The following is a 21,619-nucleotide window of genomic DNA, read 5'->3' as shown; positions in this document are numbered from 1 at the left end:
TTTTTTCTTCTTTGCTCATCCAGCAAAGCTAGAAACAACATCAGATTATTCATAGACGTGGCTCATAGGACGGATACGCTGAACTTTAGATCCTCGATCTTGACCAGCATCTTGCGCTTTGGCTGCAGATCGTGTTTTTCAATTAGATAATTTCCGAAATCATTTTCGTTGGCGATCGTGTTGAGCCTTATTGCGTGGAATAGTGCTATAGCTAGTTTTCGGAGTTCGTGAGCCGATTTTTTATATTTCAAGTAATACTCTTCGCTATTTACTTCAAGCATGTAGAGAACGGTGTCCCTGATGGTGTTTATAGGGTTTAGGTTTCCATTCTTTTTGGGATTCATATAATGGTTGTTTACAGCGGCAATTATTCTTTTTACCAGTGCTTCCTGTTTGCCCAACAGACAGCGATTTCCGATAGGGATGCCGTGCTTATCGCACAGCTTGTAGAATTTTTCTATAGTTAGGGATACTGTGCTGCCGTCTCCTTGGATTAGGAAAACGTCTGGCGCTTGGAGGTCCTCAACTGTAGCACATTGTGATTTTTTACTCTTTGCAAACTGCTGGAATTTGTTATCCCCAAAAATTCTTCCATTGAATTGGTTTAAAAATGTAATAATCTTTTCAGAACAGCGGAAGTTGTTCTGGTTGAGGGTAACCTCAAAGCCATTGCTGGCAATGGCCTTCATTATGGGGGTATTGGTAAATGAGCGTATCGTCGAATCAAAGCTTTGGATGTACTGTTCGGGATCTCCGACACAATAGATTTTGGTAAGACCCAGTTTTCGCAAGATCTCGATGATACTGTACACTTCGTTGCCGGTATCTTGGAATTCGTCTACAAAAAGAAACTGCAGGCGGTTGGCGACCTGTTGGGCAATATGGGAGCTGTTCATGGAGTTCTTGGCCAGTACCAAGGTCTGATCGAAGGTGATATACCCCTTTTTGTTAAGGGATCTGACAATCTTGCTACGGAGTATGGATAACTCCTTATGGTCCGATTTTTTGATATTCTTTTGCTTGCGGATGTGGTTCAGGGCCTCATCTACCCCAAATTGTACAAATAGTTTTTCACTCGGAATTGTCGCATCCTCGAAACTAGAATAGGGGATGACGATAAACTTGTTCAGGAAGGCATGGATCGTGCCGATGAATAGGTTCTGGGGGATTGTGATGAGCTTTGAAAGCCTAACCTTTATGTTGTTGGTGGCCGCATTGGTATGGGTGATGACCGCCATGAACCTGCACCTGTCGAGCAAGGGGAGGTTGTTGATGATCTCCGCCACCATGTTATGGGTCTTGCCTGCGCCAGGGCCGGCAATGATCAGCGTTGCCCTTGGTCTAGTTTTTTTTGTCATCGATCAAAAACAATATTCCCTTATTGATATATTCCGGTACCGTAAAACCATGATCATTTTCCTCAAGTCCAAGCATCAATGCATACGCAAATTCGGACTTGTAGGCTTCGATTAGACCGAAAAAAGCTTCAACTTCTATGTTACCAGCCCCAAGTTTGTCCCTATAGGTTTTTCCTACCGTCGGCCTTATCGAAACGAGAGCATCGAGCAGTATCTGTCTGCCTTCTCCGGATTTGTTGGATTCGATCAAGTCTTTTTCGAACGTAGTCTCAGAGCTGATCTGTACTTGGATGAGCTTACTTTCGTATCTGGTCTTGAGATCCAATGGACGTTGCAAGGTTTGCGTTTTGCTGTCGCTGTCCGTAAGAACTAGACACCTTTGGAAAAATCCATTTTTCATGATCTCTAGGAAATTAGCAAACGCCAATCCATTTACGTTTACGATACAACAGCTGGCCTTCTCTGTGGTAAGCCCAGTTATTTTCTTGAAGAAGATGGGCATGAGCAGCTTTTCTGATATCCCTTCAACCAAAATGGTTTTCCGAGAGTAAAAGATGTTGGTGTTCGTTGCATCCAGGTATTTATTGAGGTATCTTACCTGTTTTCTGCTTTTGGCTTTATCATCAAAACCTGAAAGTACATAGTGCGCGACCAACTTCTTGTCGTCATCTTCATAGAGCACGACCGTGTTTTCGAAATCGACTTTGGTAGTGATATGGGTCGAATGGGAGGTGATCAACAGCTGGATATCCTTTCTGTTAACCTTCTTTTTGGGATCAATGGGATCTTGGGTTTTGATCAGTAGCTCTATGTTGTGGGCAAGATGGTCCTGTAGATTTGGATGGAGATGGGATTCGGGTTCCTCTAATCCGACCACCCTGAAATAGACCGCGTTGGAGTGGTTTATGTCCTCAATATAGGAGAGTATCAGAGAGATAAACAAAAGATTGTTGCGTCCTGTTCCGTTTCGCTCTATTTTGATTGGATTGGTTCCATAGATTAGACTGATCTTTTTCAACAGGTCCGACACCTCAGGCGTCGAAAAAAGTAGATCCACGATATTGGTTGTCTGGTCAGTGGCCAATGAGATCTTGTCGAGCTGATCGGATATGCCATTCTTTATCTCGGTAAGGGTACTGTTGTTTTTAATGGCTTCCTGTAGATAAATTAGCTGGCCTTTCAGGTCTTGGTAGGCATTGTCCTCTTTAGCGTTTAGGATGCGGAATAACAGCTTGTTTTGGTGGCTGGCAACCAGTTCGGTGCCGGCGTCGCGCAGGGCATCAAGTAGCTCGAACTTGAGCTGGTTCAGGAAATAGGGATTGACGGTAGCTTCGACTGCATTTCCACCATAGATCCTATATGCATATTTGCCGATTGGGAAATCTATCAGCCCAAGTACGTTCTCTTCGGATATTTTCTTAAATTCATCATGTCCGTAGTTTTTGCGGTAGTTCGAAATGAAATTACGTTGCTCGATGATATGCTGATTTTTATCGAACTGGTTAACAGGAGCAAAGACATATGTAAGGGTCGCCTCGGTGAATGTTTCATTACTGTACCAATCAGCAACCACTGCGCCCTGGTCGGGGTTCCAATCCTTAACTGTTGCCTGAATGACGATCTTGGGATACTCGATCAGTTCAGGTTGGATGCTGTCGTCCAAGATCTTTTTTTTTAGAGCAACAATTGTGTCATAGTTGAAATCGGCCAGTTCCAGCATCCTGCGCTTATAATAGGAAACTTCCTGACTAAAAATCAGTCCTATGCAGTCCAGCAGGTTACTTTTGCCGATATTATTCTCACCGATGATAAGCGTCAATGGTTTTAGATCTATGGAGAACTCGCGAAATGTCCTGTAGTTTGATATTGTTAATTTTGATATGTACATGGTAACGAGAGTATGTAGATTAAAGATAGCGATACGAAGTTAATTAAGCAAGAGAAGCTTGATGCATCTGATTTTTCTGATACAATTTTAGCTTCCTGAGCTGCTGTCACAAATTCGATGCATGAGCTCATTATGCCGTGCTGTGTCCAGGGTGGTGTGCGACGAGAACAGTTCGTATAAAGCGGCCGTGTCGAAGCACAGAAGCTGTTGGAATGAGTATTCGCTAGCTGCGAAAAGCTGCTGTAGGTGTTGACCGTATTACGGGAAATACCGAGAACGGAACCTGTTTTACGGTTACTGTAATCGTCCAGATGTAAAGTGAGTATTTGTTTTAAGTCCATCGGATCGAGGATGTCGGCAATGTCGCTGTTTTTTTTTCAAGCGGCAAGGTAGTTTCTTGATCTCGTATAGTGGCACAAAACGAAACGTAATCATTTCCTTAAACGCACTTGTTCTGCAAAAGACATTGAGTATGATGTAATCGGTGAAGATACAATTGCGGATGCAATACTTGACCGACTGGTGCGTGGCTCATATCGAATTGAATTAAAAGGCGAAAGTCTAAGAAAAAAGAAGTAATATTGTTAGGTCATCAGTTGGGCTGAGATTAACTCGATAGAGGAGTGAGTATGTCCAGCGGAGGGCGCGAATCAACATTATATCCAGTAACTAAACAGTTTTATTTAGAGGTGCTTAACTGAATGTAAGATATTTCGTTAATTTGTATTAAGTTTAAAGTATATGATATCGCTAGTAACCGTTCAAGGATATAAGTCAATAAAAAATCAACAGATTGAATTAAAACCTCTCAATGTACTGATTGGTGGAAATGGAGTGGGGAAAAGTAATTTCATTTCCATATTTTCTTTAATTCGCAATCTATATGAGGAAAACCTACAGAATTATATAGTTCGTAAAGGTGGAGCAAATACATTTCTACATTTAGGAGATAAGGTAACGCAAGAGGTAATAATTGGAATTCAGTTTGATGACATAAATCGGTTTTACTTTACCTTGCAGAAAGGTGACTATTCATTGTTTATTAAAGATATCGGAACTTCGTTCAATGCAAGCAGTGGCTGGCATGAAGCTAATTACGGGAGGAATGTTTTGGAAACTACTTTCAGACATTCAAAACAAAGACAAGCTTTTTACGTAAATGACTTATTAAAGGAGTTTGAAGTTTATCACTTCCATGATACAGGCGATACCTCACCAATAAAATCGCAATCCAATATTCATGATAATTTTTCTTTGAAAAGAGACGGGAGTAACTTGTCCTCATTCTTATATCTACTAAAGCAAATGCATAATAAGCACTTTATGAGAATTGAGCGTACGGTAAAATCTATAGCCCCATTTTTCGAGAGATTTCAGTTGGAACCGAATCGATTAGATCCTAATACTATTTTACTAGAATGGCAAGAGAAAGGCAATTATGATTCTTATTTCAATGCTCACAATTTATCGGATGGAACATTGAGATTTATTTGTTTGGCAACGCTATTATTACAACCGAATCCTCCTAAAACGATCATAATTGATGAGCCTGAATTAGGGTTGCATCCAATAGCTATAAATAAGCTATGTGGCTTATTTAGAAAGAAATCGGAAGAGGGAACACAGATCGTCATTTCTACACAGTCTGTAACGTTGCTAAATAATTTTAAAGCTGAAGATATAATTGTTGCAGATAGAAGTGGGTATGAAACTGTATTTAAGAGACTTGATATTGATGAACTATCTAGGTGGACCTCGGAGTATAGTCTAGGTGAAATTTGGGAGAAAAACATCTTTGGAGGGCAACCTTTTTAAAATGAAAAGATTAGTAATTTTAGTAGAGGGAGACTCTGAATTGGTTTTTGTTAACAAATTCTTAAGTCCCTATCTAATATCACAAGGACTTAATATTTCGATAAATGCCCAAAAGATTATAACGAATAATAAGTTGCAACAAAAGGGAGGAAATGTTTCCTATCAATACCTGAAAAATGATTTAATTCGAATTGAAAGCCAAGGTAATGTCGTAATTACTACACTGTTAGATTTTTTTAGACTCCCTAATGATTTCCCTGGCTATAGTATAACTAATTGTGATCTTATTGAACAAGCAATGTATTTAGATTTTGATTCAAATCCTAATTATATACCATACATCCAAAAATATGAATTTGAGACATTACTTTTTTCGTCAATTGAAGGTTTCCAATTTTTGTTGGACGATGCAGGTAAGATTGATCAAATACAAACAATTATAAGTGCTTATATAAATCCTGAAGATATCAATGGCGGGGCTACTACGTCTCCTTCAAAAAGATTGAAAAGAATTTTTCCATACGACAAGGTTAACGATTCCGAGTTGATCTGCACAGAAGTTTCTATTGAAACAATGCGTTCAAAATGTCCTAGATTTGACAATTGGATTGATAAATTATTAGTGCATCGTTATAATTAAATTATAATGCATATAACGGAACTATGGGGCAACTTGCTCTGGTGTCTGCACTTCTAAATACCAACGTGTTATTGAAGGAATTATATCCTCGGTGAGTATTGAGGTTTCTAGATTGAAGGGATGGATTCATTGCCTGATCAATATAAACGGCGCTTGGTGAATTTTTAAACCAATCTTCAACTCGTTCGTCGTAATGCTCAAAATGATTTCGGAATTTACGGTCAGAAATCGGATTATCATTTTCGACTTTAAGCATTTGTCTTAATCTTTCGCCACGTTGCTTGTATTTTTTACTAGATGGCCAAAGAATTTTAGACACATTGCCTGCGGCAACCAAAATAGACTGAATGGAACACCATACCTCAATTTTGTCAAAAGTATCATGAGTCTCGATTAAACGATCAGCAGCCCTTTTAGCAATCTTTGCCTGTAAAGCAATTTCATCGATAAAAACCATTTCTTGGAGACCTGTCATGATTTTGATTGTACTAGGTATATTGGTATTAAACTTTAATCTGTAATCTGCTCAAAATAATACTTACCGTTGAATATCTTTCTTTAGACCACTACTGTCGCATTCCTCGGTTTGATAATTCCAGCGTCCTCCGCAATCTAAACATGCATCGATCTCAAAAAAGTTAGACTTTCTCAAGTAGACGTATGCTAATAAACTAGTCAGCGCCATCAGCAATATAAGTAAATATTTCTTACCTCTCATGATTAGCTTTTAAATCCGTCATTTTCCTTCATGGTTCGTCTTGTCAACGATGATCTGAATCACTTCCTACTGTATACATTCGTATTCTTTTTAGTTGGATGAGGATCAACTTGAACATTCGGATGTTTTTTCAACTCATTCTGTAGAGATGTCCCTAAGATCTTCCAACCCATATCAGCAAAGTATGAAACTATTTCGTTAATTTCTCGAGGTGATTTAAAATAATCACTATCTATCAGTCCTTTATCCACAGCATCCAATATCTTCGGTCTCTTCATAAAATATTCTCTTTTTGCCAGATCATTTTTATGAATAAGAAATAATTGTGTCTGTATATCGGTTGGAATTTTAAATTTTGGTGAGCTAACCCTTTCGACAGTAAAGTTTGTAAAGCTTATAAGACGTTCCATTGTTTTTATTTTCAAACCTGTGTGCCCCTGCTCAACATTTACTATTGTTGCTCGCGATACTCCAGTGAGTTCTGAAAACCGTTTAATTGAAAGGTTTAAGCTTTTTCTTATTGCTCTTAAATTCTTGCCGAAAAATGATTCCATTTGGCAAATACACGAAATGAAATCATTTGTAATTGACTAAAATTTTGTATATTTAAAAATAATTTACATTTTTGTCTTGAAGTATGATTTAATGAAGATTTAGAATAAAAGATATATAAAGTAGATATAGGTAAAATAGACTACAAACGAACCTCGTAACGAAACCTGGCAGTTTTAGCAACGCGAGAGTGAGTAATGCGTCAATTTATCCTATCTTTGGAAAAATTTATTTCTGAGGTAGGATTGGCGCTTGCTTAATCAACTGTGTTGCGTATCGAAATCGACCTCAGACGAGATTAGGGGTTCTGCCAGGGCCTTCGTTACAGAAAGATGAGCAGGGAGTCAATCCATCTTTAATCTTTCGGGTTCGTTGAAATATAACGAACTATGGAGAATTTGATTAAAGAAGAAAAGTACGAAATAACATTACGAAATTGTAATGCTTTTCGTGCTTTTCTCATTTACAGGCAACTCTACAAGAACCTAATTTCTCCGCCCGATTAATTCGGCGGTAGAATAGCCATTTTTGGCTTTCCTAAAGAATGCGGCAACGGAGAACCGAATCATAAAACCAATGTCCAAACCGCTTCGTCTGCATTCACTTTTCAAAAATTTAACTAACTGTGTGGCTTAAGATCAGCTTAGGCACAAAGGAGAAATAGGAAAGAATCCCATTCAGCCAACAGCTCTAGGCCACACTCTTAAAACCTTAAAAAAATGAACAATTTTTACAAGGGTGGGAGAGGACTGGCCTTTAGCCAACGCGAACGAGAAGTCAGTTTCCGGAAAGAAAAACCACCTCGATTATCCAAAATTCTGGCCCATCCAGTAGGAGAGGACGACCATGGCTTGCCTTCGGCAACCGTTCGAGAGGTGGTCGACGTTACTTCGGAATATCCTCGAGATTTGTTCGACACTGGTTCGGGTGCTGTTCGGGAAGTGTTCGACTGCTGTTCGGGTGCCACCCGAAGAACAACCGAAGCAAACCCGAAGGATTACCGAAGTTGTCCCGAACCACTCCCGAAGCGGACTCGAAGCGCGTCCGAAGGATGTCCGAACAGCACCCGAAGAAACAGGTTGTTTTTTTGGGGTAGACGGCAAAATAATTTACTAGTTACTTATTTTTCGCTATATTTATGCTTTCTCAATAAATATCGTTTTTCCAAACGTATATTTTCGTTGACAACAAGGAGGAGCAAATCAATGCCCTGTGTATTGGCATTGATTTGTTTCATGTTGTTTAATCTATCAACAGCCTTGGCGCAGTCCGTGGAAACGCGGACTGCCGAAGGGCAAACCGAAATCAAGCCTTTACAGATTGGGGATACCATACCAGAGGAGGTGTGGGATATGCCTTTGCAGCTGGTAAGCCATTCAACGGGAGAAGATACCATTAAGCTAAGGGATTATCGGGATAAGAAGCTGATCATACTCGATTTCTGGGCTACGTGGTGCGCGAGCTGTTTGGCAAGTATGCCTTATATGCACGAGCTAGAGACCAAGATGGGGAAACAGGCAAAGTTGCTGCCCATTACCTTTCAAGATCATAATACGATTCTTAATTTCTTAAATAAAAGTGTTTCTCCAACTATCACCGCTATAAAAAGTAGTTTTAGTTCTATCGTAGACGGTAAGGTATTAGATGCCTACTTCCCGAGCAAAAGCATACCCCATGTCGTCGTTTTAGATACAAGAGGAAGAGTTAGAGCTATTTCCGTGCCGTCGGCATTGAACGTGGAGAACTTGGAAGAAATGATAGCAGATGGAAATGCGGAGCCAGTCCGTCAACGGATGCAAACCATAGATTCTCCTTTATTGAGCGATGGTGCAGGTACAGACGGTATCTATTATAGTGCTTTTTTGCCCTACAATGCAGCTATGCCATTTACCACGTCCTTCAGGACAGATAGTGCAAAACGCCATGCTCATTATTATTCACTAAATACACGGCTTATTAAGCTATTTGGGCATGCCGTTTTTGTTGAAGATGAAAACGTAAAACACACAGGTATCCATCTTCTACCTTCACGACGGATTTTTGAAGTAGCAGATCCGGCACTTTATGACCAGAATAATGATGAATATCCTCTCGAGAAGGTAATGTTCACGTATGAGTCGGTCATGCCCTTCAAAACGACGGTCACTGAGGCGAAAAGGAAAATGAAAAATGATCTAGAATTCAAATTTGGTTTACAAGCAGGTTTAAAGAAAATCAAAGTTCCGTGTCTGGTGCTGACGGTATCTGATACGTCTAGAATCCCTTACGCAGAGGATGGTCTCCAGCGAAAACTCGTGAGAAAAGGTGTAACAGTTCTTAATGGAGGGTATGAAGTATTAGACCAGCCTTCTCGTAATCGATCATCGTCTTATCTGCAGAATTATCCAATCACGCAGCTGGTGTATATGCTCAACAAACTAGCTGATGGAAAAACGCCATTCGTAATCGATGAGACGGGCATACGTAAAAATATAGACCTTGATATCGTAGATGATCTATCCGATTTTGGTGAACTTCAGAAAGCTTTACTTCTACAGGGAATAAAAATAGAAAAGCAAGAACGAGAACAGGTGATGTTCGTACTCAAAGAATCAAACTATCGAAGCCCTTCTACACAATTGGAATTGACACCGAGCGGATATGTCTATCTTAAGAAAGAGGGAGGAGATTTATGAGGCCAATTTTATTGCTGATAGGTTTATATCTAGGATGTCTGTCAGAATCGTATGCACAGTCTATAAGGCTGGTTGTACGGGATGGCAATTCCAAGGATGTTCTTTCGGGAGTATCGATATCGGATTGCGGCGGTCGGTATGTTGGTCGGACAGATTCGGAAGGAGTATATCAATTGGACAACGGCGCGGATTGTTTCGTTTTTTATTTAATCGGTTATGGTAGGGACACATTAAGTTTTGAACAGATTGAATTAAAAGCTGGTCATGTCTGGCTGTACGAGACTTCACAAGAGTTGGAGGAAGTCCTCGTTTCAACAGGATATGAAACGATGTCAAAAGAACGCGCTACGGGATCTTTTGACTATATAGAAAATAGCTTGTTGGAGCGGCAGATTGCACCCGATATTATCAGTAAACTGGAAGGATTGAGTCCCGCAATACTTTTTGACAAAAGAAACGGAGCCGAGGGAAACTTCAGCGTCCGCGGGCTCAGTACGATCACGAATAATATGAAAGCCCCGTTGGTCGTTGTGGATAATTTCCCGTATGAAGGCGATATAAACGATATCAATCCGAATGACGTCGATAATATTACCGTCTTAAAGGATGCTGCGGCTTCATCGATTTGGGGTGCAAGGGCAGGAAATGGTGTGATCGTCATTACATTAAAGAAAGGCAGGACTGATTCCCCTTTCCAGCTGACGGCAAAAAGTAACCTTTCTATAATTGATAAAGAAGATGCATTTTATAGGCAGCAGGTAAGCAACGAGACCTATATCGAAACAGAGCGTTTCCTTTTTGAAAGAGGAAATTATGACGCAGCCCTTAATAACCGCCGGACATGGCCGATTGTAAGTCCGGCGGTGGAACTCCTGAATAATTTTCGTGAGGGAGATATTACGGAGGAAGTGCTATTGGCGGAATTGGAGAAGCTAAAGGATGGTGATATCCGTCGAGATATATCCAAATATTTAAGACAGAAGGCTGTCAACCAGCAATACGTCGTTCAGCTTTCTGGCGGTAGTGCGAAGGCATCTACGTTAATTTCGTTGGGTTATGACAACATGCGAGATCAAGTTGTTGGTAATGGAAGCAATCGTTTGACGATGAGAGCATCGCAAAACTGGAAACCTTTGGAGAAGCTTTCTATTGAGGCCGGCATGCTCTATACAGCTACGACTACGAACAATAATGGTTTAGCTTCGGTGAGACCGGGCGTCTCCGGCACGCTTTATCCGTATGCTCGACTGGTCGACGACAACGGAAATCCGGCTCGTCTTGTCCAGAATTATCGAACAGGTTTTGTGGACACCGTTGGCGGGGGGCAGCTATTGGATTGGACCTACGTCCCTTTGGCAGACCGCGACTTGAACAATAACCATACGCGTGCTAAAGCGTTGACGATGAACTTAGGAGCAAAATATGAGTTATTGGCAGGGCTGAATTCCGAATTTCGATATCAATATCAGTATTCAAATACTGTAAATGATCATTTGCAGGATGAGCAGAGTTTTTTTGTGCGCGATCTGATCAACAAATACAGTCAGATGAATGGTAATACCGTTGAACGTGCCATACCGCTTGGCTCGATATTAGATCGCGCGAACTCCGAAAGGAGATCACACGCCATCCGGGGGCAATTGACTTATCAGAAAAGTTTCATCCATAGTGAATTAAATGTACTGGCAGGGGGAGAGGTCCGTGAGAACGTAACGGCAGCTGGTAACATACGCTGGTATGGTTACGACGCCGAGACACTGATTATGCAACCTGTAGATTACACAACTAGATATGATTATTATGGGGGATTGGGATCAGGAACAATACCCTACCTCCATGCGGACAGAAAGTTAAATGACCGGTTTGTTTCTATATATCTAAATGGTGCTTATGCTTGGGAAAGGAAATATACTTTTTCCTTTTCCGCCCGTCGTGACGCATCCAATCTTTTCGGGGTGAACACGAATAACAAGTGGAAACCGTTGTGGTCCGTTGGTGGGCTTTGGAACATCGATAAGGAGAGTTTTTACAAATGGGATGCCCTACCACGATTAGCGGTGCGTCTCACGTATGGACATAGTGGAAACGTTAACAACAGCGTACCAGCGCAAACGACAATTACGTATGGCTCATCTGTTACGAGGACAGGACAATTTATAAATGCATATGTCAATAGTCCTCCTAATGCCGATCTGCGCTGGGAGAATGTTAGGCAGATTAATGGCGCAATAGAGTTTGGTACTAAAAATAACCGCGTTCGTGGATCGATAGAATACTTCAATAAACTGTCAACAGATCTTTTAGCGATTGTCAATGCCGATCCGACCTTGGGTTTTGCGATTATAAATAAAAATAGCGCGACGATGGAGACACACGGTTGGGAAGCGCAGATAACGACGTCAAATCTATCGGGTAAATTAAATTGGGATACGCATTGGATGTATTCTTTTAATAAAAGTACGGTTAAAGAATATCTGTACGATACGCCGTTGCCCTATAGCTTAGTTAGCCAAGGGAGTAGCTTGATTCCTATTGAGGGGCATTCGGCTTACAATTTGGTTAGTTACCGGTTTATGGGGCTGACACCGGAAAATGGTGATCCACAATTCAGCGTAGATGGTGAAGCTTATTCGAATTATGTAGATCTGCGGAACAAAGTTTCGCTTTCTGATTTGGTGTTCCATGGGTCTGCTATTCCGGAGCATTACGGAACCGTGAGAAATAGCTTTTCTTATGGCTCTTGGAGTTTGTCTGCGTTAATAGGCTATCGGTTTGGGTATTTCTTCAGGAGGGAGTCGATAAACTATGCAACGATGATTGGTGGTGAGGCTGCCCATGCTGATTTTTATGATCGATGGCAACAAGCAGGGGACGAGCAATCAACGAATATACCATCCTTTGTCTATCCGAATGACTCCAGGCGGGATCAGATATATGCTTATGCCGATATTTTAGTCGAAAAAGGGGATAACATCACGCTGCACGACGTAAATCTTAGTTATGCGCTGTCTCCAAAGAGGGGGATGTTTAGCCGACTGGTGCTGCAGGCTTACGCAAGGAATCTGGGCATCCTATGGAAACATACGAAGACACCTGTCGATCCGAATAGCATCAGTATGAGATTGCCACTCCACTTATCTGTGGGGATTAACATGATATTTTAGGAAAGGAATACAAATGAAAAAAATTATCACATTAGCAGGAATATTAGTATGGTGTTTCACAAGCTGTGAGCATTATTTGGATAAGAAATCGGATATGTCGCTCGCTATACCGTCAAGCGTTAAAGACCTACAGGCTATTATGGACTTTGAATTAAACTCGGTAGTCAATTACCCGATGGCAGGCGATGTGGGGGCTGACTACCACTACGTGAACGATACGAGGTTACAGGCACTGCCAGCCAGAATTCAGGACGGGTATCTATTTACAGGAACGGAGAGTTATGATGCCGATTGGATTGATGGTTACAAAAAAATATTTAATGCAAATTTGGTCATTGAAGAAATAGATAACGCGAAATTGAACGGTTTGAACGAAATGGACCGAGATAGAGTAAAGGGAACTGCCTATTTTCTGAGAGGATGGTCTCTCTTAGCATTAGCGATAATCTATGCACCTGCCGTTGATGAAAAAACGGCCGATAATAGGTTGGGCTTGCCACTCAGAACAACGGCCGATATCAATATCAATTTTCAAAGAGCTACCTTAAAAGAAACATTTTTAAGAATTACGGATGATCTGAAAGCGGCTGTATCCTTGCTGCCTCACGTTGCGGTCAAACCGACTCGTCCATCCCGTGGTGCCGCTTATGGTGCGCTAGCGCGGACATATTTATATATGGGAGACAATCAGCTGGCAAACCTATACGCAGACTCTTGCTTGCAGATAAACAGTAGCTTAATCGATTATGCTGGAATTGATACCGCTGCAATAATCCCATTTAGCCAGTTTAATGACGAAGTTATTTTGCATAATACGATGATTGCAAATAATAACCTTTTTAGTGATGCAAATGTTAGGGTCGATAGTGTATTGTATACCAGCTATCTCGATTCGGACCTTAGAAAGCGGGTTCTTTACAAGAAAATGGATGATGGCGGATATGCTTTTAAGGGAAATTATTCGGGGATTAATAACAGCTTGATTTTTAGTGGTATATCGGTGAGCGAGATATTTTTGATCAAAGCGGAATCTGCATCAAGGCTAGGGTTGTTAGAACAGGCACGTGAGTATTTAAAGACGTTTTTAGAGCATCGCTACACCATGGATCAGATACCAAATATCGACCTCCCACAGCAAGACCTGATATCGTTTGTATTAGAGGAGAGGAAAAAAGAGCTGGCTTTTCGAGCAGGTATACGATGGGGCGATATAAAAAGATTGAATGAACAGTATGATGCGGAGATCAGCTTAAGGAGAAAGGTGGAGGGAAATTTCTACGACTTACCTGCTGGCGACAATCGTTTCGTTTATCTGATTCCAAGAGATGTAATTCAATTGGGAGGGTTAATTCAAAATGACCGATAATGAAAAAGAGGGAATTGCAAGACTGCAGTTCCCTCTCATTCTACTAACAAACCGTATGTGACATTTTACGGTAGGGGTTGTAGGAAAACACGTTCGGTCTCACTACCAGCATTAATTTCTGCCAACAGTTCAGGAGATATGTCCGGCATGTCGGTCGTTCCGTCTTCCGGTGCCTTTATACCACAAACTTCGCTTTCGCCACCACAGGCTTGAGAGATATCACCGTTGTAGCGTTCATAGTTTGACGCGTCGGTTGGGTCGTCATCATGATTTTTTAATACCCAATCTTCTTCCGTCTGAACCTTTTCCGCTTGAAGCGCTTTCATTTTTGCGTTTACGGTGTAAACACCGAGTCCTAATAGTAGTGCCAGCATGGGCACGAGTTTAATGAGCTTTTTCATCTTTTTAAATTTAATTGTGTTAAAATGGTTGGTCAGGGATGGTAAAGCGGGGCGGAACGTTTCGGCAACTTGCCTGATCTAAAGTTTTTTCCTTGTGGATATCGATATCTGAATTGTCGCAATCCCAAAAGGTTCTGCCTTTGCCTCCCGATCGTCAGACCGTTTGTTGGCTTTCCGTCGAAAGCTACTATGCATAGTTTTTTCTTATTCTTTCTTTTTTGTTGATTTTAATGTTTTGCTTTTATAGGCGAAATAGAATCCCGCTAATGCTACTAAATTATGCTTGGCGTTGAAATAAAAATGCTCCCGCCAACCCATGTTTTCAAATACTTTCCCGCAGGCACAGATCACATATCCATATACCTCGCGATAAGCCAAATAAGCATATATAGTGTAGGCAAACATCAGGGCAGAAGCAATTAACAATCCCCAAACACGTGTTCTCGTGCTACAGAGCAGAAGTACCGTTGATAATTCGATCGTCGGTAGTGCGTATACCAAAATAGGTTTTGACCATATCGGTAGTGGCTGTTTGTTCATCTGTATACTAAATACTGTATGGTATAAAACTTTGTTCAGCCCCGTTTGTGCAAACAGATAGATCAGTATAGCCGAACAGAGTATGGCAAGGGTATCTAAATAGATGGTTAAATGCCGGTTAAAATGTGTGGTAATATGTGGCGTTATTGTCTTCATCTTAAGGTTTATCTTTTGTTCATCAATCAAGCGTATACTTTTCTATTTAACACCGAATCCGGGTGCCGCGTCTCGATCTTCAGCAGATCAAACGTTTCTTCTATCTTCATATCATCCAGACATGGTTTATAGACATCCATGAGGAAATCGGAATAAAATATTACACCTAGCATCATGACTAGTATGAGCAGGCCATTTCGGAAATGGCCGTCCAGAGTCCTTATGTATGTCGCCGTTTTCATCATCTGCCTTTATTTGTTATTGTATAATCCAAAGTTAGATGCCGCTGTACGGTTATTATTGCTAAGTTGTTGCCATCGCTAGCCAATATCGAGGCAACAGTTGGTGTTCGCTAAAACAGCCTTCGGAGATATTCACGGCTCACGCCAAGGTAGGATGCCAATTCCGTTCGATTGATGAGTGGGATGATGGTGCTGAATTTACTGCGGAACATCTCCAATCTTTCTGCTTTGGGCATTTCTAGCACCAACTCTCTGAAATCAGCAGCTTGCTCCTGTCTAGCCAGTAATTGATCGTATAATTGGATCGTCACGGGATAGTTATTTGCAAGCTGATAGAGGTCACGTCGTTGAATCAATAGGATGCAACTATCTTCCAAAGCGCGGAAAAACAGTGGTTTGCTGTCGAACTTGATCATGATGAGCTCACCCGGTGTAATGTAGCGCTTGGGTATTTTTTTGTGGTATTTGGCGATAGCACCGCTCGAAACAAAATAGATGTCGCCCCGCTGGCTGGGCAGCGGCTCGTCTGTTTCCAGTTTTATTTCTTCGATGTAGTCCATAAACTTTGGAACTTCCTTTTCCCAGAGAGGGAATATGCTGTCTAGGTAATCGGTAAGTAGGATTTTTTCTCTTTTCATAATGATCGTTTTTTGGTGATTGTCCTGTTGATCCGCTACTTTAAAAATAGGGCTTTATGTAAAAGGATTCGGTAAGTACCGGCATTCTGTGGGTTTGAATAGTCTGAAATGCGTTTTGCCTACCTTTTCAGGATCAAACTGGTAAACGTGTGTAGGGAAACCTTATAATCGACGGTCTTATTTGCATCAGGCTTACTTTCAGCTAATCTTTGTAATCCATCGGTCGGTGGCTTCATGATGAGAAGCCTCTGCACAGGGTAGATTACAACAGAATAAGGACGGGAATTTGGGTCTTTGGCTGGAATTCCTTATATTTTTCTACTTGAAATAGATAAACCTATCATACTTATGCGGAAATTTATAAATACTAACGTGACCAGACATGTCTTTTTTTGGATAGCATATACGCTCTATTTTTATATAATCAATCGAGCGGGAAACGATAATTTGTCTATAGCTATCACTTTGTTGACCGTACCGTATTTTGCTTTGGTGTTCTATACCGTCTATTATATATTGGAAACTTTCTTTAGGCATGGAAAGTATCTGATGGGCGCTTTGTCATTGCTTGTTTTCTATACGCTGTCAATTATCGGGGTTTATTGGGTTATGTACGGAGGATTGGATCCTAGTGGTACCTATCAACGGCTGCAATTGGAGGGGAAACTGTTCTCCTGGGGGGATTTTTTTATTTCACTCCGTGTAATGCACATAAATTTTACGATCTGGGCGATAGTATATTATCTGCACCGAAGTAAGCTGCGGACCGTTAAGGAGAAGTTAGCGGAAGCGGAACGCCGTATCGAGATGGAAGAAGAGCGGCGGCAATATGAGTTCGCGGCCTTAGCAAGCCAAGTTTCGCCACACCTGTTAACGAATGTTTTTCATAACTGGAGCCAGCAACTGCGTAAAAGTACTCCGGAAATTGCCGACCAGATGATGGAAACGTATGAGCTGATGAAGTTCTATATGAAAGCACATGAGAAAGATGGAGCGATGACAGTCCTGCTACATGACGAAATGAAAGCAGTAAACCGCTTTATCTCCATAGAGGATAAAGCAAGAAATAATAAATGTCATGTGCATATTGTCCGGCAGGGTAATCTCTTAGGCCATACCATCCCCCCGACAACCTTATTGACGTTGGTAAAGAATGCGTTCAAGCATGGTGACTTGAGCCGTCCGCTTTATCCGCTGGCAGCCGTTATCAGCATAGAAGAAGACTACTTGCTGATTACGGTAGAGAACAAAAAAAAGCGAAGCAAGACAGCGGTAGCAGCGCACGGGTATGGACTCCATAACTTGAAACGACGTTTAGCCATTGTTTATGGGGAGCGGGCCGATCTGAAGATAGAAGAAACGGAAACAACATACAAAGTAATACTAAACATTAATTTTTAATTCTTAAAAACAGCTATTATATGAGAAAATGGATTGGCGTCATTATAGACGATCAGCAATCAGCTATTGAATATCTGCTGGACATGCTGAGGGACGTGGCTTACGTTGAAATCGTTGCGACGTTTGTGGACGAACAAAAAGCAAAGCGCTTTTTACATGTAAACAAGGTCGATTTTTTGATCCTGGATGTAGAGCTGGAAGGAACGAATGCTTTTCGCTTCCTGACCGGTCTATCTAACCCAAAGATACCGACCATTTTGTATACGGGACATGAAAAATATGAAGACGAGGGGTACGACCGTGATTTCGTGGATGTATTGTTAAAGCCTGTCAGCCAAAGTCGGTTGTTGGGTGCACTGCGGCGTATAGACCGGGAGCTGAGGAATTTGATCCCGATGGCAGAGGATGCTCTGGAGAATTATTACGAGTATTTTCAGGTTAAGGGACCCGTAAGACTCCAACGTCAAATGGTATGGCTGAAAAACCTAGCCTATGTGAATATGCAAAACGGAAAACTTTGCCTCCACCTGTCGGATGCGCGTGTATTGGAAACGAATGCGACCTACAAACAGGTAAAAGAATTGCTACCCTCCAAATGGTTTTTGGAGTGTGCCAGCAGCGTGATAGTGAATGTCAATTTTTATAAAGGGATAGCAGGAGGAACTATATCGTTAACGCTTCCAAAAGCTAAAAAAAACAATAGCACAGAAGATAGTGATCAATCTGCGAATGAAACGATACCTGCGGGTTCCCGCAAAACCTATACGGACTTCTACGCTTTTGTGGATAGTAACTTATTATAGAAACCGATAAACGATAGATATGAAGAACAACGAATTAAAGAACGGGAACTGTCAGCGACCAGCAGGGAAGTGCGTACAATGTGCCATCCTACTAGCCATCTTGAAAGCACTGCATATTGATGTGGAGTTACCACAAAACTGCACGGCGGCTCCGAAACCGCACGAAATGCACTTACTATTAACCCGAAAAGAAGTGATGGGCAAGCTGAATATCAAAGACAGTACCTATACCCGCTGGGTAGACCGTGGTATCTTGGTGCCGCGTATAATGGGCACCCGCCATTTCTATACCGAAGATGATCTGGGACGCGCTTTCGAGGAAAGCAAACGCAAAGGCAAGCGTTGATGAGCAACCAGCGTCATACGCTTTAATCACGCAAGGGGAGGTACATAGATCATCGTGCTTCCCCTTTGTTTTTCCGTACGCCGACGTCTTGACGGCGTATGACTTGAACAAGTTGCCGGTCAAGGATGCGGCTGTTTTGTACGGGAAACGGACTTTGGCACACGCCGGCACGATGAAGATGGGCTTCTTGTTCATATCTCCATGCAGGGAAGCCAATATGCCGTGTGCCGAGGTGATACTGTTGCCCTCCAGGACCAATCTTCCGTCTTTCTACGTGATTGCCTTGCCCAACGAAAATAAACTCCTGTGCAGCAAAGTGATTTCGGCATACGACAATACGTTTGCCTTGGGCTAGGGATTTGTTTATCCATACGCCGACGCGAAAAAGATGGCCGGAAGTTTCATCAGGTTGGGCAACGAAAAGATTTCGGCGGACGACGACGTTACTCTCCTGCCCATCGACAGAACACTTCCGTCCGCCGAAGCGATACTTCCGTGCGGGTTGCTGACGCCATTGTCGTCGTTGTTAGTGCCCATTTGTGCCCAAATGTACCCTTCTGTCGTCGTTTTCCGTTAAAATCTTCCTACCCAGACCACTTTTGTTGCCACAGCGAGGGAATGGACCCTACTGTTAAAACAACTATGTGATGAACATAAAACAACAAGCATTGGGCGGTTTCACCAAGGACAGCGATGAAACCGTATTGGTCAAAGGAAAAACGGTGCTGCTCGCCATGACGGGCAATGCCAACTTTGAAACGCCGGAACCGTCTTTGGAAACGGTGACGGAAGTTTTAAACGATTATGAACAAAAGCTCTCGATGGCGAAGCGGCGTGGTAGTCCGGAGGATACGGCCGCGAAGAACCAGGCTAGGAAAGCGACAGAGCAAATGTTGAAGCGTTTGGCATTCTATGTGACGCAAACCGCCGATGGCGATCTGCCGAAATTATTGAGTTCAGGGTTTGCGGTATCCAGCTTACCGCAGAAGGACGATGTGCCGTTGCCGGTGACAGGGATTACGTTAATTGACGGACGGCAGCAGGGACAGATGCGATTGGATTTCGACAAAAACCAGTCAGCCAAATTGTACGAATACCAATTGTGCCAGATCGACGCACATGGCATGCCGGATGAGTGGAGTGAATCGTATACCACGTCTTCATCGAGACAGAACGTTGTTGCGCCTTTGACACCCTATCAACGCTACGGTGTGCGCGTGCGTGCGGTAAATGGTTACGGGCGCTCGGACTGGTCGGAAATGGTCACACACGTTGTGCGTTAGCCAGTGGAAATTCACGTAAAACGCAGCAGGCAGGGGAAAAACAGTACCCTGTCTGTTCTCTACATCGACGGGGAGCAGATTTGCTATGTGTTGGAGGATTCGGTCCGGGATGAGAAGATCAAAGGGAGTACCGCCATTCCGGCCGGTCGCTACAAATTGGCATTCCGACGCTATGGTGGTATGCACGCGCGGTATCACCGGTTATTTCCCGATTTTCATAAAGGGATGATACAGCTGATGGATGTGCCGAACTTCTCCTACATCTATATCCACATGGGCAATAATTTCTCCGACACGGCGGGGTGTCTTTTAGTTGGAAAAACAAAGAAATATTTCAAGAAAATGCATGAATTTGAAATCCGACAATCGAGAAAGGCCTACATCCCGCTCTACAAGCGGCTTGCAGCGATGATGGAAAAAGGAGATGTGTTTGTAAAAATTCACGAACTGAGTTCACGCAGAATGAACTTATAAATAGCATAAAATGAGACAGATAATAAGAAAAATAAGCCAAGCGGTACAGGTGGTACTGCTGGCACCGATAAAATTGCCAGCGAAGGCATTGAATGTATTGAAATACGTTGCTGTAGGGTTAGGTATTATCGAACAGGTGATACAGGATGAGGATACTGAGCCAAAAACGGAAGGAAAGGAGGGAAATGATGAGGCCGCTGAGTAATGTGCAACTGGGTACCCTCGGCGGTACGATCTGCTCGGTTTGGAACAGCTTCGACTGGAGTAACCTTGCACATACGGCTTTGATGGCCGTGGTGGGTGCGGCGGTCAGTTACTTAACCAGCCGTTTGCTGCAGGGTAGGAGGAGACGACGTTAATCTACGTTTTATTGCTCCATAACGAAACCACCTGTAGCGTATGCTACGGGTGGTTTTATGGAAAAACCATAACGCACGGGTATGGACATAGGCTTCGATCACCTGTACGAGTTTAGCTACTAATAGCAGGGGCCTGTTTGATGTATGTGCTGTCTGTGACCTGTTGTAGCAGAAAGTCGGCCATATCTGCGCGAGAAGTAGTAAAACTAAGCCTGCCCTGACCTAAATATCCTGACTTGACATGGTTAGACCGGGCCTTATTATTTAAACCTGCAACTCTGACGAGCGTCCAATCCAAATCCGAATTTCGAACAATTTCGGCGATCTTACGAAGTTCTGAAACGGCGTTGCGGTACTGGCGGTTGAATAATCCCAAGAGTTTCAATACGCCTCTTGTCATACCTAGGAGTAGCGCAAATTTTTTATCAGGCAGGTCTTTGCTGTCTTTTGCATTTGAAGTGGAAACCACAACGAGGCGTTTTACCTTAAATTTTTTCATAGCTTGAATGATGAGTTTTGTCCCTTCGCTTACACAGCCTACTGTCTCTATGACCACATCACTGCCTTCTATGGCCGCTTCTATTGCTGTTTTATCAAGCATGGTGCCTTTTATAAGGGTTAAGTTAGGGTGTTGAATAGTCATTTTCGAAGGTGTCCGTGCATAGCCGATTACCTTGTGTCCTGTGTCAAGAGCTTGTTGCACGAGTAGATGTTGCATGCGCCCTGTGGCTCCAAAAATTGTAATTGTCATTTTATTTGTTTTTTTAAAGGTCATGAATTTTTAGTGTAAATTTGTCATG

22 protein-coding genes and 1 pseudogene are annotated in these 21,619 nt (G+C 42.2%); 14 read left to right on the top strand and 9 right to left on the bottom strand.

The window, feature by feature from the left end; genetic code table 11:
• Positions 1 to 62: 62 nt before the first annotated feature.
• Positions 63 to 1,358: a UvrD-helicase domain-containing protein gene (locus FXV77_RS09435; RefSeq protein WP_148918961.1), complete on the bottom strand. Its 1,296-nt coding sequence runs from the start codon at positions 1,356 to 1,358 to the stop codon at positions 63 to 65.
• Positions 1,342 to 3,246 carry an ATP-dependent nuclease gene (locus tag FXV77_RS09430; RefSeq protein WP_148918960.1) on the bottom strand — a complete coding sequence of 635 codons (1,905 nt, stop codon included), beginning with the start codon at positions 3,244 to 3,246 and terminating at the stop codon, positions 1,342 to 1,344. Before FXV77_RS09430 ends, FXV77_RS09435 begins: the two co-directional genes overlap by 17 nt.
• Before the next feature lie 480 nt (positions 3,247 to 3,726).
• Between FXV77_RS09430 and FXV77_RS22320 the strand changes: the two are divergent.
• The 3 genes and pseudogenes from FXV77_RS22320 to FXV77_RS09410 form a co-directional block, all read left to right on the top strand.
• Positions 3,727 to 3,825: pseudogene (locus FXV77_RS22320) on the top strand (ATP-binding protein); the annotation flags it as partial.
• 162 nt (positions 3,826 to 3,987) lie between these two features.
• Complete coding sequence (locus tag FXV77_RS09415) at positions 3,988 to 5,061, top strand: AAA family ATPase (RefSeq protein ID WP_148918959.1); 1,074 nt, start codon at positions 3,988 to 3,990, stop codon at positions 5,059 to 5,061.
• Between the two features lies 1 nt (position 5,062).
• Positions 5,063 to 5,701: a DUF4276 family protein gene (locus tag FXV77_RS09410; protein ID WP_148918958.1), complete on the top strand. Its 639-nt coding sequence runs from the start codon at positions 5,063 to 5,065 to the stop codon at positions 5,699 to 5,701.
• A 1-nt stretch (position 5,702) separates the two neighbouring features.
• Here the strand turns inward: FXV77_RS09410 and FXV77_RS09405 are convergent, their stop codons facing one another.
• Positions 5,703 to 6,176, bottom strand: coding sequence for a hypothetical protein (locus tag FXV77_RS09405; protein ID WP_148918957.1), 474 nt, complete (start codon positions 6,174 to 6,176; stop codon positions 5,703 to 5,705).
• A gap of 302 nt (positions 6,177 to 6,478) precedes the next feature.
• The gene (locus FXV77_RS09400) at positions 6,479 to 6,973 is read right to left on the bottom strand and encodes a helix-turn-helix domain-containing protein (protein ID WP_148918956.1); all 495 of its coding nucleotides are present in this window, start codon (positions 6,971 to 6,973) and stop codon (positions 6,479 to 6,481) included.
• A 717-nt stretch (positions 6,974 to 7,690) separates the two neighbouring features.
• Here FXV77_RS09400 and FXV77_RS09395 point away from each other — a divergent pair.
• Genes FXV77_RS09395 through FXV77_RS09385 form a run of 3 tightly spaced genes read left to right on the top strand, consistent with a single transcriptional unit; the run spans position 7,691 to position 14,176 of the window.
• On the top strand, positions 7,691 to 9,646 hold the full coding sequence (locus FXV77_RS09395) for a TlpA family protein disulfide reductase (RefSeq protein ID WP_148918955.1): 1,956 nt from the start codon (positions 7,691 to 7,693) through the stop codon (positions 9,644 to 9,646).
• Positions 9,643 to 12,810 carry a SusC/RagA family TonB-linked outer membrane protein gene (locus FXV77_RS09390; RefSeq protein WP_148918954.1) on the top strand — a complete coding sequence of 1,056 codons (3,168 nt, stop codon included), beginning with the start codon at positions 9,643 to 9,645 and terminating at the stop codon, positions 12,808 to 12,810. Before FXV77_RS09395 ends, FXV77_RS09390 begins: the two co-directional genes overlap by 4 nt.
• Positions 12,811 to 12,823: 13 nt before the next feature.
• A complete protein-coding gene (locus tag FXV77_RS09385; protein WP_148918953.1) occupies positions 12,824 to 14,176 on the top strand; it encodes a RagB/SusD family nutrient uptake outer membrane protein in 1,353 nt (450 codons plus the stop codon).
• A gap of 65 nt (positions 14,177 to 14,241) precedes the next feature.
• Here FXV77_RS09385 and FXV77_RS09380 read toward each other — a convergent pair whose 3' ends face one another.
• The 4 genes from FXV77_RS09380 to FXV77_RS09365 form a co-directional block, all read right to left on the bottom strand.
• Positions 14,242 to 14,577: a hypothetical protein gene (locus tag FXV77_RS09380; protein WP_148918952.1), complete on the bottom strand. Its 336-nt coding sequence runs from the start codon at positions 14,575 to 14,577 to the stop codon at positions 14,242 to 14,244.
• Positions 14,578 to 14,781: 204 nt separating this feature from the next.
• Complete coding sequence (locus FXV77_RS09375; RefSeq protein ID WP_148918951.1) at positions 14,782 to 15,273, bottom strand: MauE/DoxX family redox-associated membrane protein; 492 nt, start codon at positions 15,271 to 15,273, stop codon at positions 14,782 to 14,784.
• A gap of 26 nt (positions 15,274 to 15,299) precedes the next feature.
• Complete coding sequence (locus tag FXV77_RS09370; RefSeq protein ID WP_148918950.1) at positions 15,300 to 15,518, bottom strand: hypothetical protein; 219 nt, start codon at positions 15,516 to 15,518, stop codon at positions 15,300 to 15,302.
• A 107-nt stretch (positions 15,519 to 15,625) separates the two neighbouring features.
• Positions 15,626 to 16,153, bottom strand: coding sequence for a Crp/Fnr family transcriptional regulator (locus FXV77_RS09365; RefSeq protein ID WP_148918949.1), 528 nt, complete (start codon positions 16,151 to 16,153; stop codon positions 15,626 to 15,628).
• Between the two features lie 348 nt (positions 16,154 to 16,501).
• On the opposite strand from FXV77_RS09365, the gene FXV77_RS09360 reads away from it, so the two are divergent.
• The 8 genes from FXV77_RS09360 (at position 16,502) to FXV77_RS22090 (ending at position 20,819) form a co-directional block, all read left to right on the top strand.
• Positions 16,502 to 17,554: a sensor histidine kinase gene (locus FXV77_RS09360; RefSeq protein ID WP_148918948.1), complete on the top strand. Its 1,053-nt coding sequence runs from the start codon at positions 16,502 to 16,504 to the stop codon at positions 17,552 to 17,554.
• Between the two features lie 20 nt (positions 17,555 to 17,574).
• Entirely contained in the window at positions 17,575 to 18,357 is a 783-nt protein-coding gene (locus tag FXV77_RS09355) for a LytR/AlgR family response regulator transcription factor (RefSeq protein WP_148918947.1), read from the top strand.
• Positions 18,358 to 18,376: 19 nt separating this feature from the next.
• Positions 18,377 to 18,703 (top strand): MerR family transcriptional regulator, encoded by a 327-nt coding sequence (locus FXV77_RS09350; protein ID WP_148918946.1) that lies wholly within the window; start codon positions 18,377 to 18,379, stop codon positions 18,701 to 18,703.
• Complete coding sequence (locus FXV77_RS22695; protein WP_246162382.1) at positions 18,654 to 19,058, top strand: hypothetical protein; 405 nt, start codon at positions 18,654 to 18,656, stop codon at positions 19,056 to 19,058. The genes FXV77_RS09350 and FXV77_RS22695 overlap by 50 nt, the downstream gene beginning before the upstream one ends.
• 466 nt (positions 19,059 to 19,524) lie before the next feature.
• Positions 19,525 to 19,986, top strand: coding sequence for a fibronectin type III domain-containing protein (locus FXV77_RS09340; protein ID WP_394344142.1), 462 nt, complete (start codon positions 19,525 to 19,527; stop codon positions 19,984 to 19,986).
• A 3-nt stretch (positions 19,987 to 19,989) separates the two neighbouring features.
• Entirely contained in the window at positions 19,990 to 20,460 is a 471-nt protein-coding gene (locus FXV77_RS09335; RefSeq protein WP_148918944.1) for a DUF5675 family protein, read from the top strand.
• 10 nt (positions 20,461 to 20,470) lie between these two features.
• Positions 20,471 to 20,665 carry a hypothetical protein gene (locus FXV77_RS09330; protein ID WP_148918943.1) on the top strand — a complete coding sequence of 65 codons (195 nt, stop codon included), beginning with the start codon at positions 20,471 to 20,473 and terminating at the stop codon, positions 20,663 to 20,665.
• On the top strand, positions 20,646 to 20,819 hold the full coding sequence (locus tag FXV77_RS22090; RefSeq protein WP_165293150.1) for a hypothetical protein: 174 nt from the start codon (positions 20,646 to 20,648) through the stop codon (positions 20,817 to 20,819). Before FXV77_RS09330 ends, FXV77_RS22090 begins: the two co-directional genes overlap by 20 nt.
• Positions 20,820 to 20,931: 112 nt before the next feature.
• On the opposite strand, the gene FXV77_RS09325 is transcribed toward FXV77_RS22090, so the two are convergent.
• Positions 20,932 to 21,594, bottom strand: a complete 663-nt coding sequence (locus FXV77_RS09325) for an NAD(P)-dependent oxidoreductase (RefSeq protein WP_148918942.1) — start codon at positions 21,592 to 21,594, stop codon at positions 20,932 to 20,934.
• Positions 21,595 to 21,619: the final 25 nt, after the last annotated feature.

It is taken from the genome of Sphingobacterium phlebotomi (assembly GCF_008180195.1).
In the GTDB taxonomy this organism is placed as follows: domain Bacteria; phylum Bacteroidota; class Bacteroidia; order Sphingobacteriales; family Sphingobacteriaceae; genus Sphingobacterium; species Sphingobacterium phlebotomi.
This window is presented reverse-complemented; position numbering and strand designations above follow the sequence as displayed.

What these genes read in the sequence shown, in the direction of transcription:
- FXV77_RS09435 (WP_148918961.1), bottom strand. Translation starts at nt 1,358, where the DNA reads ATGACAAAAAAAACTAGACCAAGGGCAACGCTGATCATTGCCGGCCCT.
- FXV77_RS09430 (WP_148918960.1), bottom strand. Translation starts at nt 3,246, where the DNA reads ATGTACATATCAAAATTAACAATATCAAACTACAGGACATTTCGCGAG.
- FXV77_RS09415 (WP_148918959.1), top strand. Translation starts at nt 3,988, where the DNA reads ATGATATCGCTAGTAACCGTTCAAGGATATAAGTCAATAAAAAATCAA.
- FXV77_RS09410 (WP_148918958.1), top strand. Translation starts at nt 5,063, where the DNA reads ATGAAAAGATTAGTAATTTTAGTAGAGGGAGACTCTGAATTGGTTTTT.
- FXV77_RS09405 (WP_148918957.1), bottom strand. Translation starts at nt 6,176, where the DNA reads ATGACAGGTCTCCAAGAAATGGTTTTTATCGATGAAATTGCTTTACAG.
- FXV77_RS09400 (WP_148918956.1), bottom strand. Translation starts at nt 6,973, where the DNA reads ATGGAATCATTTTTCGGCAAGAATTTAAGAGCAATAAGAAAAAGCTTA.
- FXV77_RS09395 (WP_148918955.1), top strand. Translation starts at nt 7,691, where the DNA reads ATGAACAATTTTTACAAGGGTGGGAGAGGACTGGCCTTTAGCCAACGC.
- FXV77_RS09390 (WP_148918954.1), top strand. Translation starts at nt 9,643, where the DNA reads ATGAGGCCAATTTTATTGCTGATAGGTTTATATCTAGGATGTCTGTCA.
- FXV77_RS09385 (WP_148918953.1), top strand. Translation starts at nt 12,824, where the DNA reads ATGAAAAAAATTATCACATTAGCAGGAATATTAGTATGGTGTTTCACA.
- FXV77_RS09380 (WP_148918952.1), bottom strand. Translation starts at nt 14,577, where the DNA reads ATGAAAAAGCTCATTAAACTCGTGCCCATGCTGGCACTACTATTAGGA.
- FXV77_RS09375 (WP_148918951.1), bottom strand. Translation starts at nt 15,273, where the DNA reads ATGAAGACAATAACGCCACATATTACCACACATTTTAACCGGCATTTA.
- FXV77_RS09370 (WP_148918950.1), bottom strand. Translation starts at nt 15,518, where the DNA reads ATGATGAAAACGGCGACATACATAAGGACTCTGGACGGCCATTTCCGA.
- FXV77_RS09365 (WP_148918949.1), bottom strand. Translation starts at nt 16,153, where the DNA reads ATGAAAAGAGAAAAAATCCTACTTACCGATTACCTAGACAGCATATTC.
- FXV77_RS09360 (WP_148918948.1), top strand. Translation starts at nt 16,502, where the DNA reads ATGCGGAAATTTATAAATACTAACGTGACCAGACATGTCTTTTTTTGG.
- FXV77_RS09355 (WP_148918947.1), top strand. Translation starts at nt 17,575, where the DNA reads ATGAGAAAATGGATTGGCGTCATTATAGACGATCAGCAATCAGCTATT.
- FXV77_RS09350 (WP_148918946.1), top strand. Translation starts at nt 18,377, where the DNA reads ATGAAGAACAACGAATTAAAGAACGGGAACTGTCAGCGACCAGCAGGG.
- FXV77_RS22695 (WP_246162382.1), top strand. Translation starts at nt 18,654, where the DNA reads ATGATCTGGGACGCGCTTTCGAGGAAAGCAAACGCAAAGGCAAGCGTT.
- FXV77_RS09340 (WP_394344142.1), top strand. Translation starts at nt 19,525, where the DNA reads ATGGCGAAGCGGCGTGGTAGTCCGGAGGATACGGCCGCGAAGAACCAG.
- FXV77_RS09330 (WP_148918943.1), top strand. Translation starts at nt 20,471, where the DNA reads ATGAGACAGATAATAAGAAAAATAAGCCAAGCGGTACAGGTGGTACTG.
- FXV77_RS22090 (WP_165293150.1), top strand. Translation starts at nt 20,646, where the DNA reads ATGATGAGGCCGCTGAGTAATGTGCAACTGGGTACCCTCGGCGGTACG.
- FXV77_RS09325 (WP_148918942.1), bottom strand. Translation starts at nt 21,594, where the DNA reads ATGACCTTTAAAAAAACAAATAAAATGACAATTACAATTTTTGGAGCC.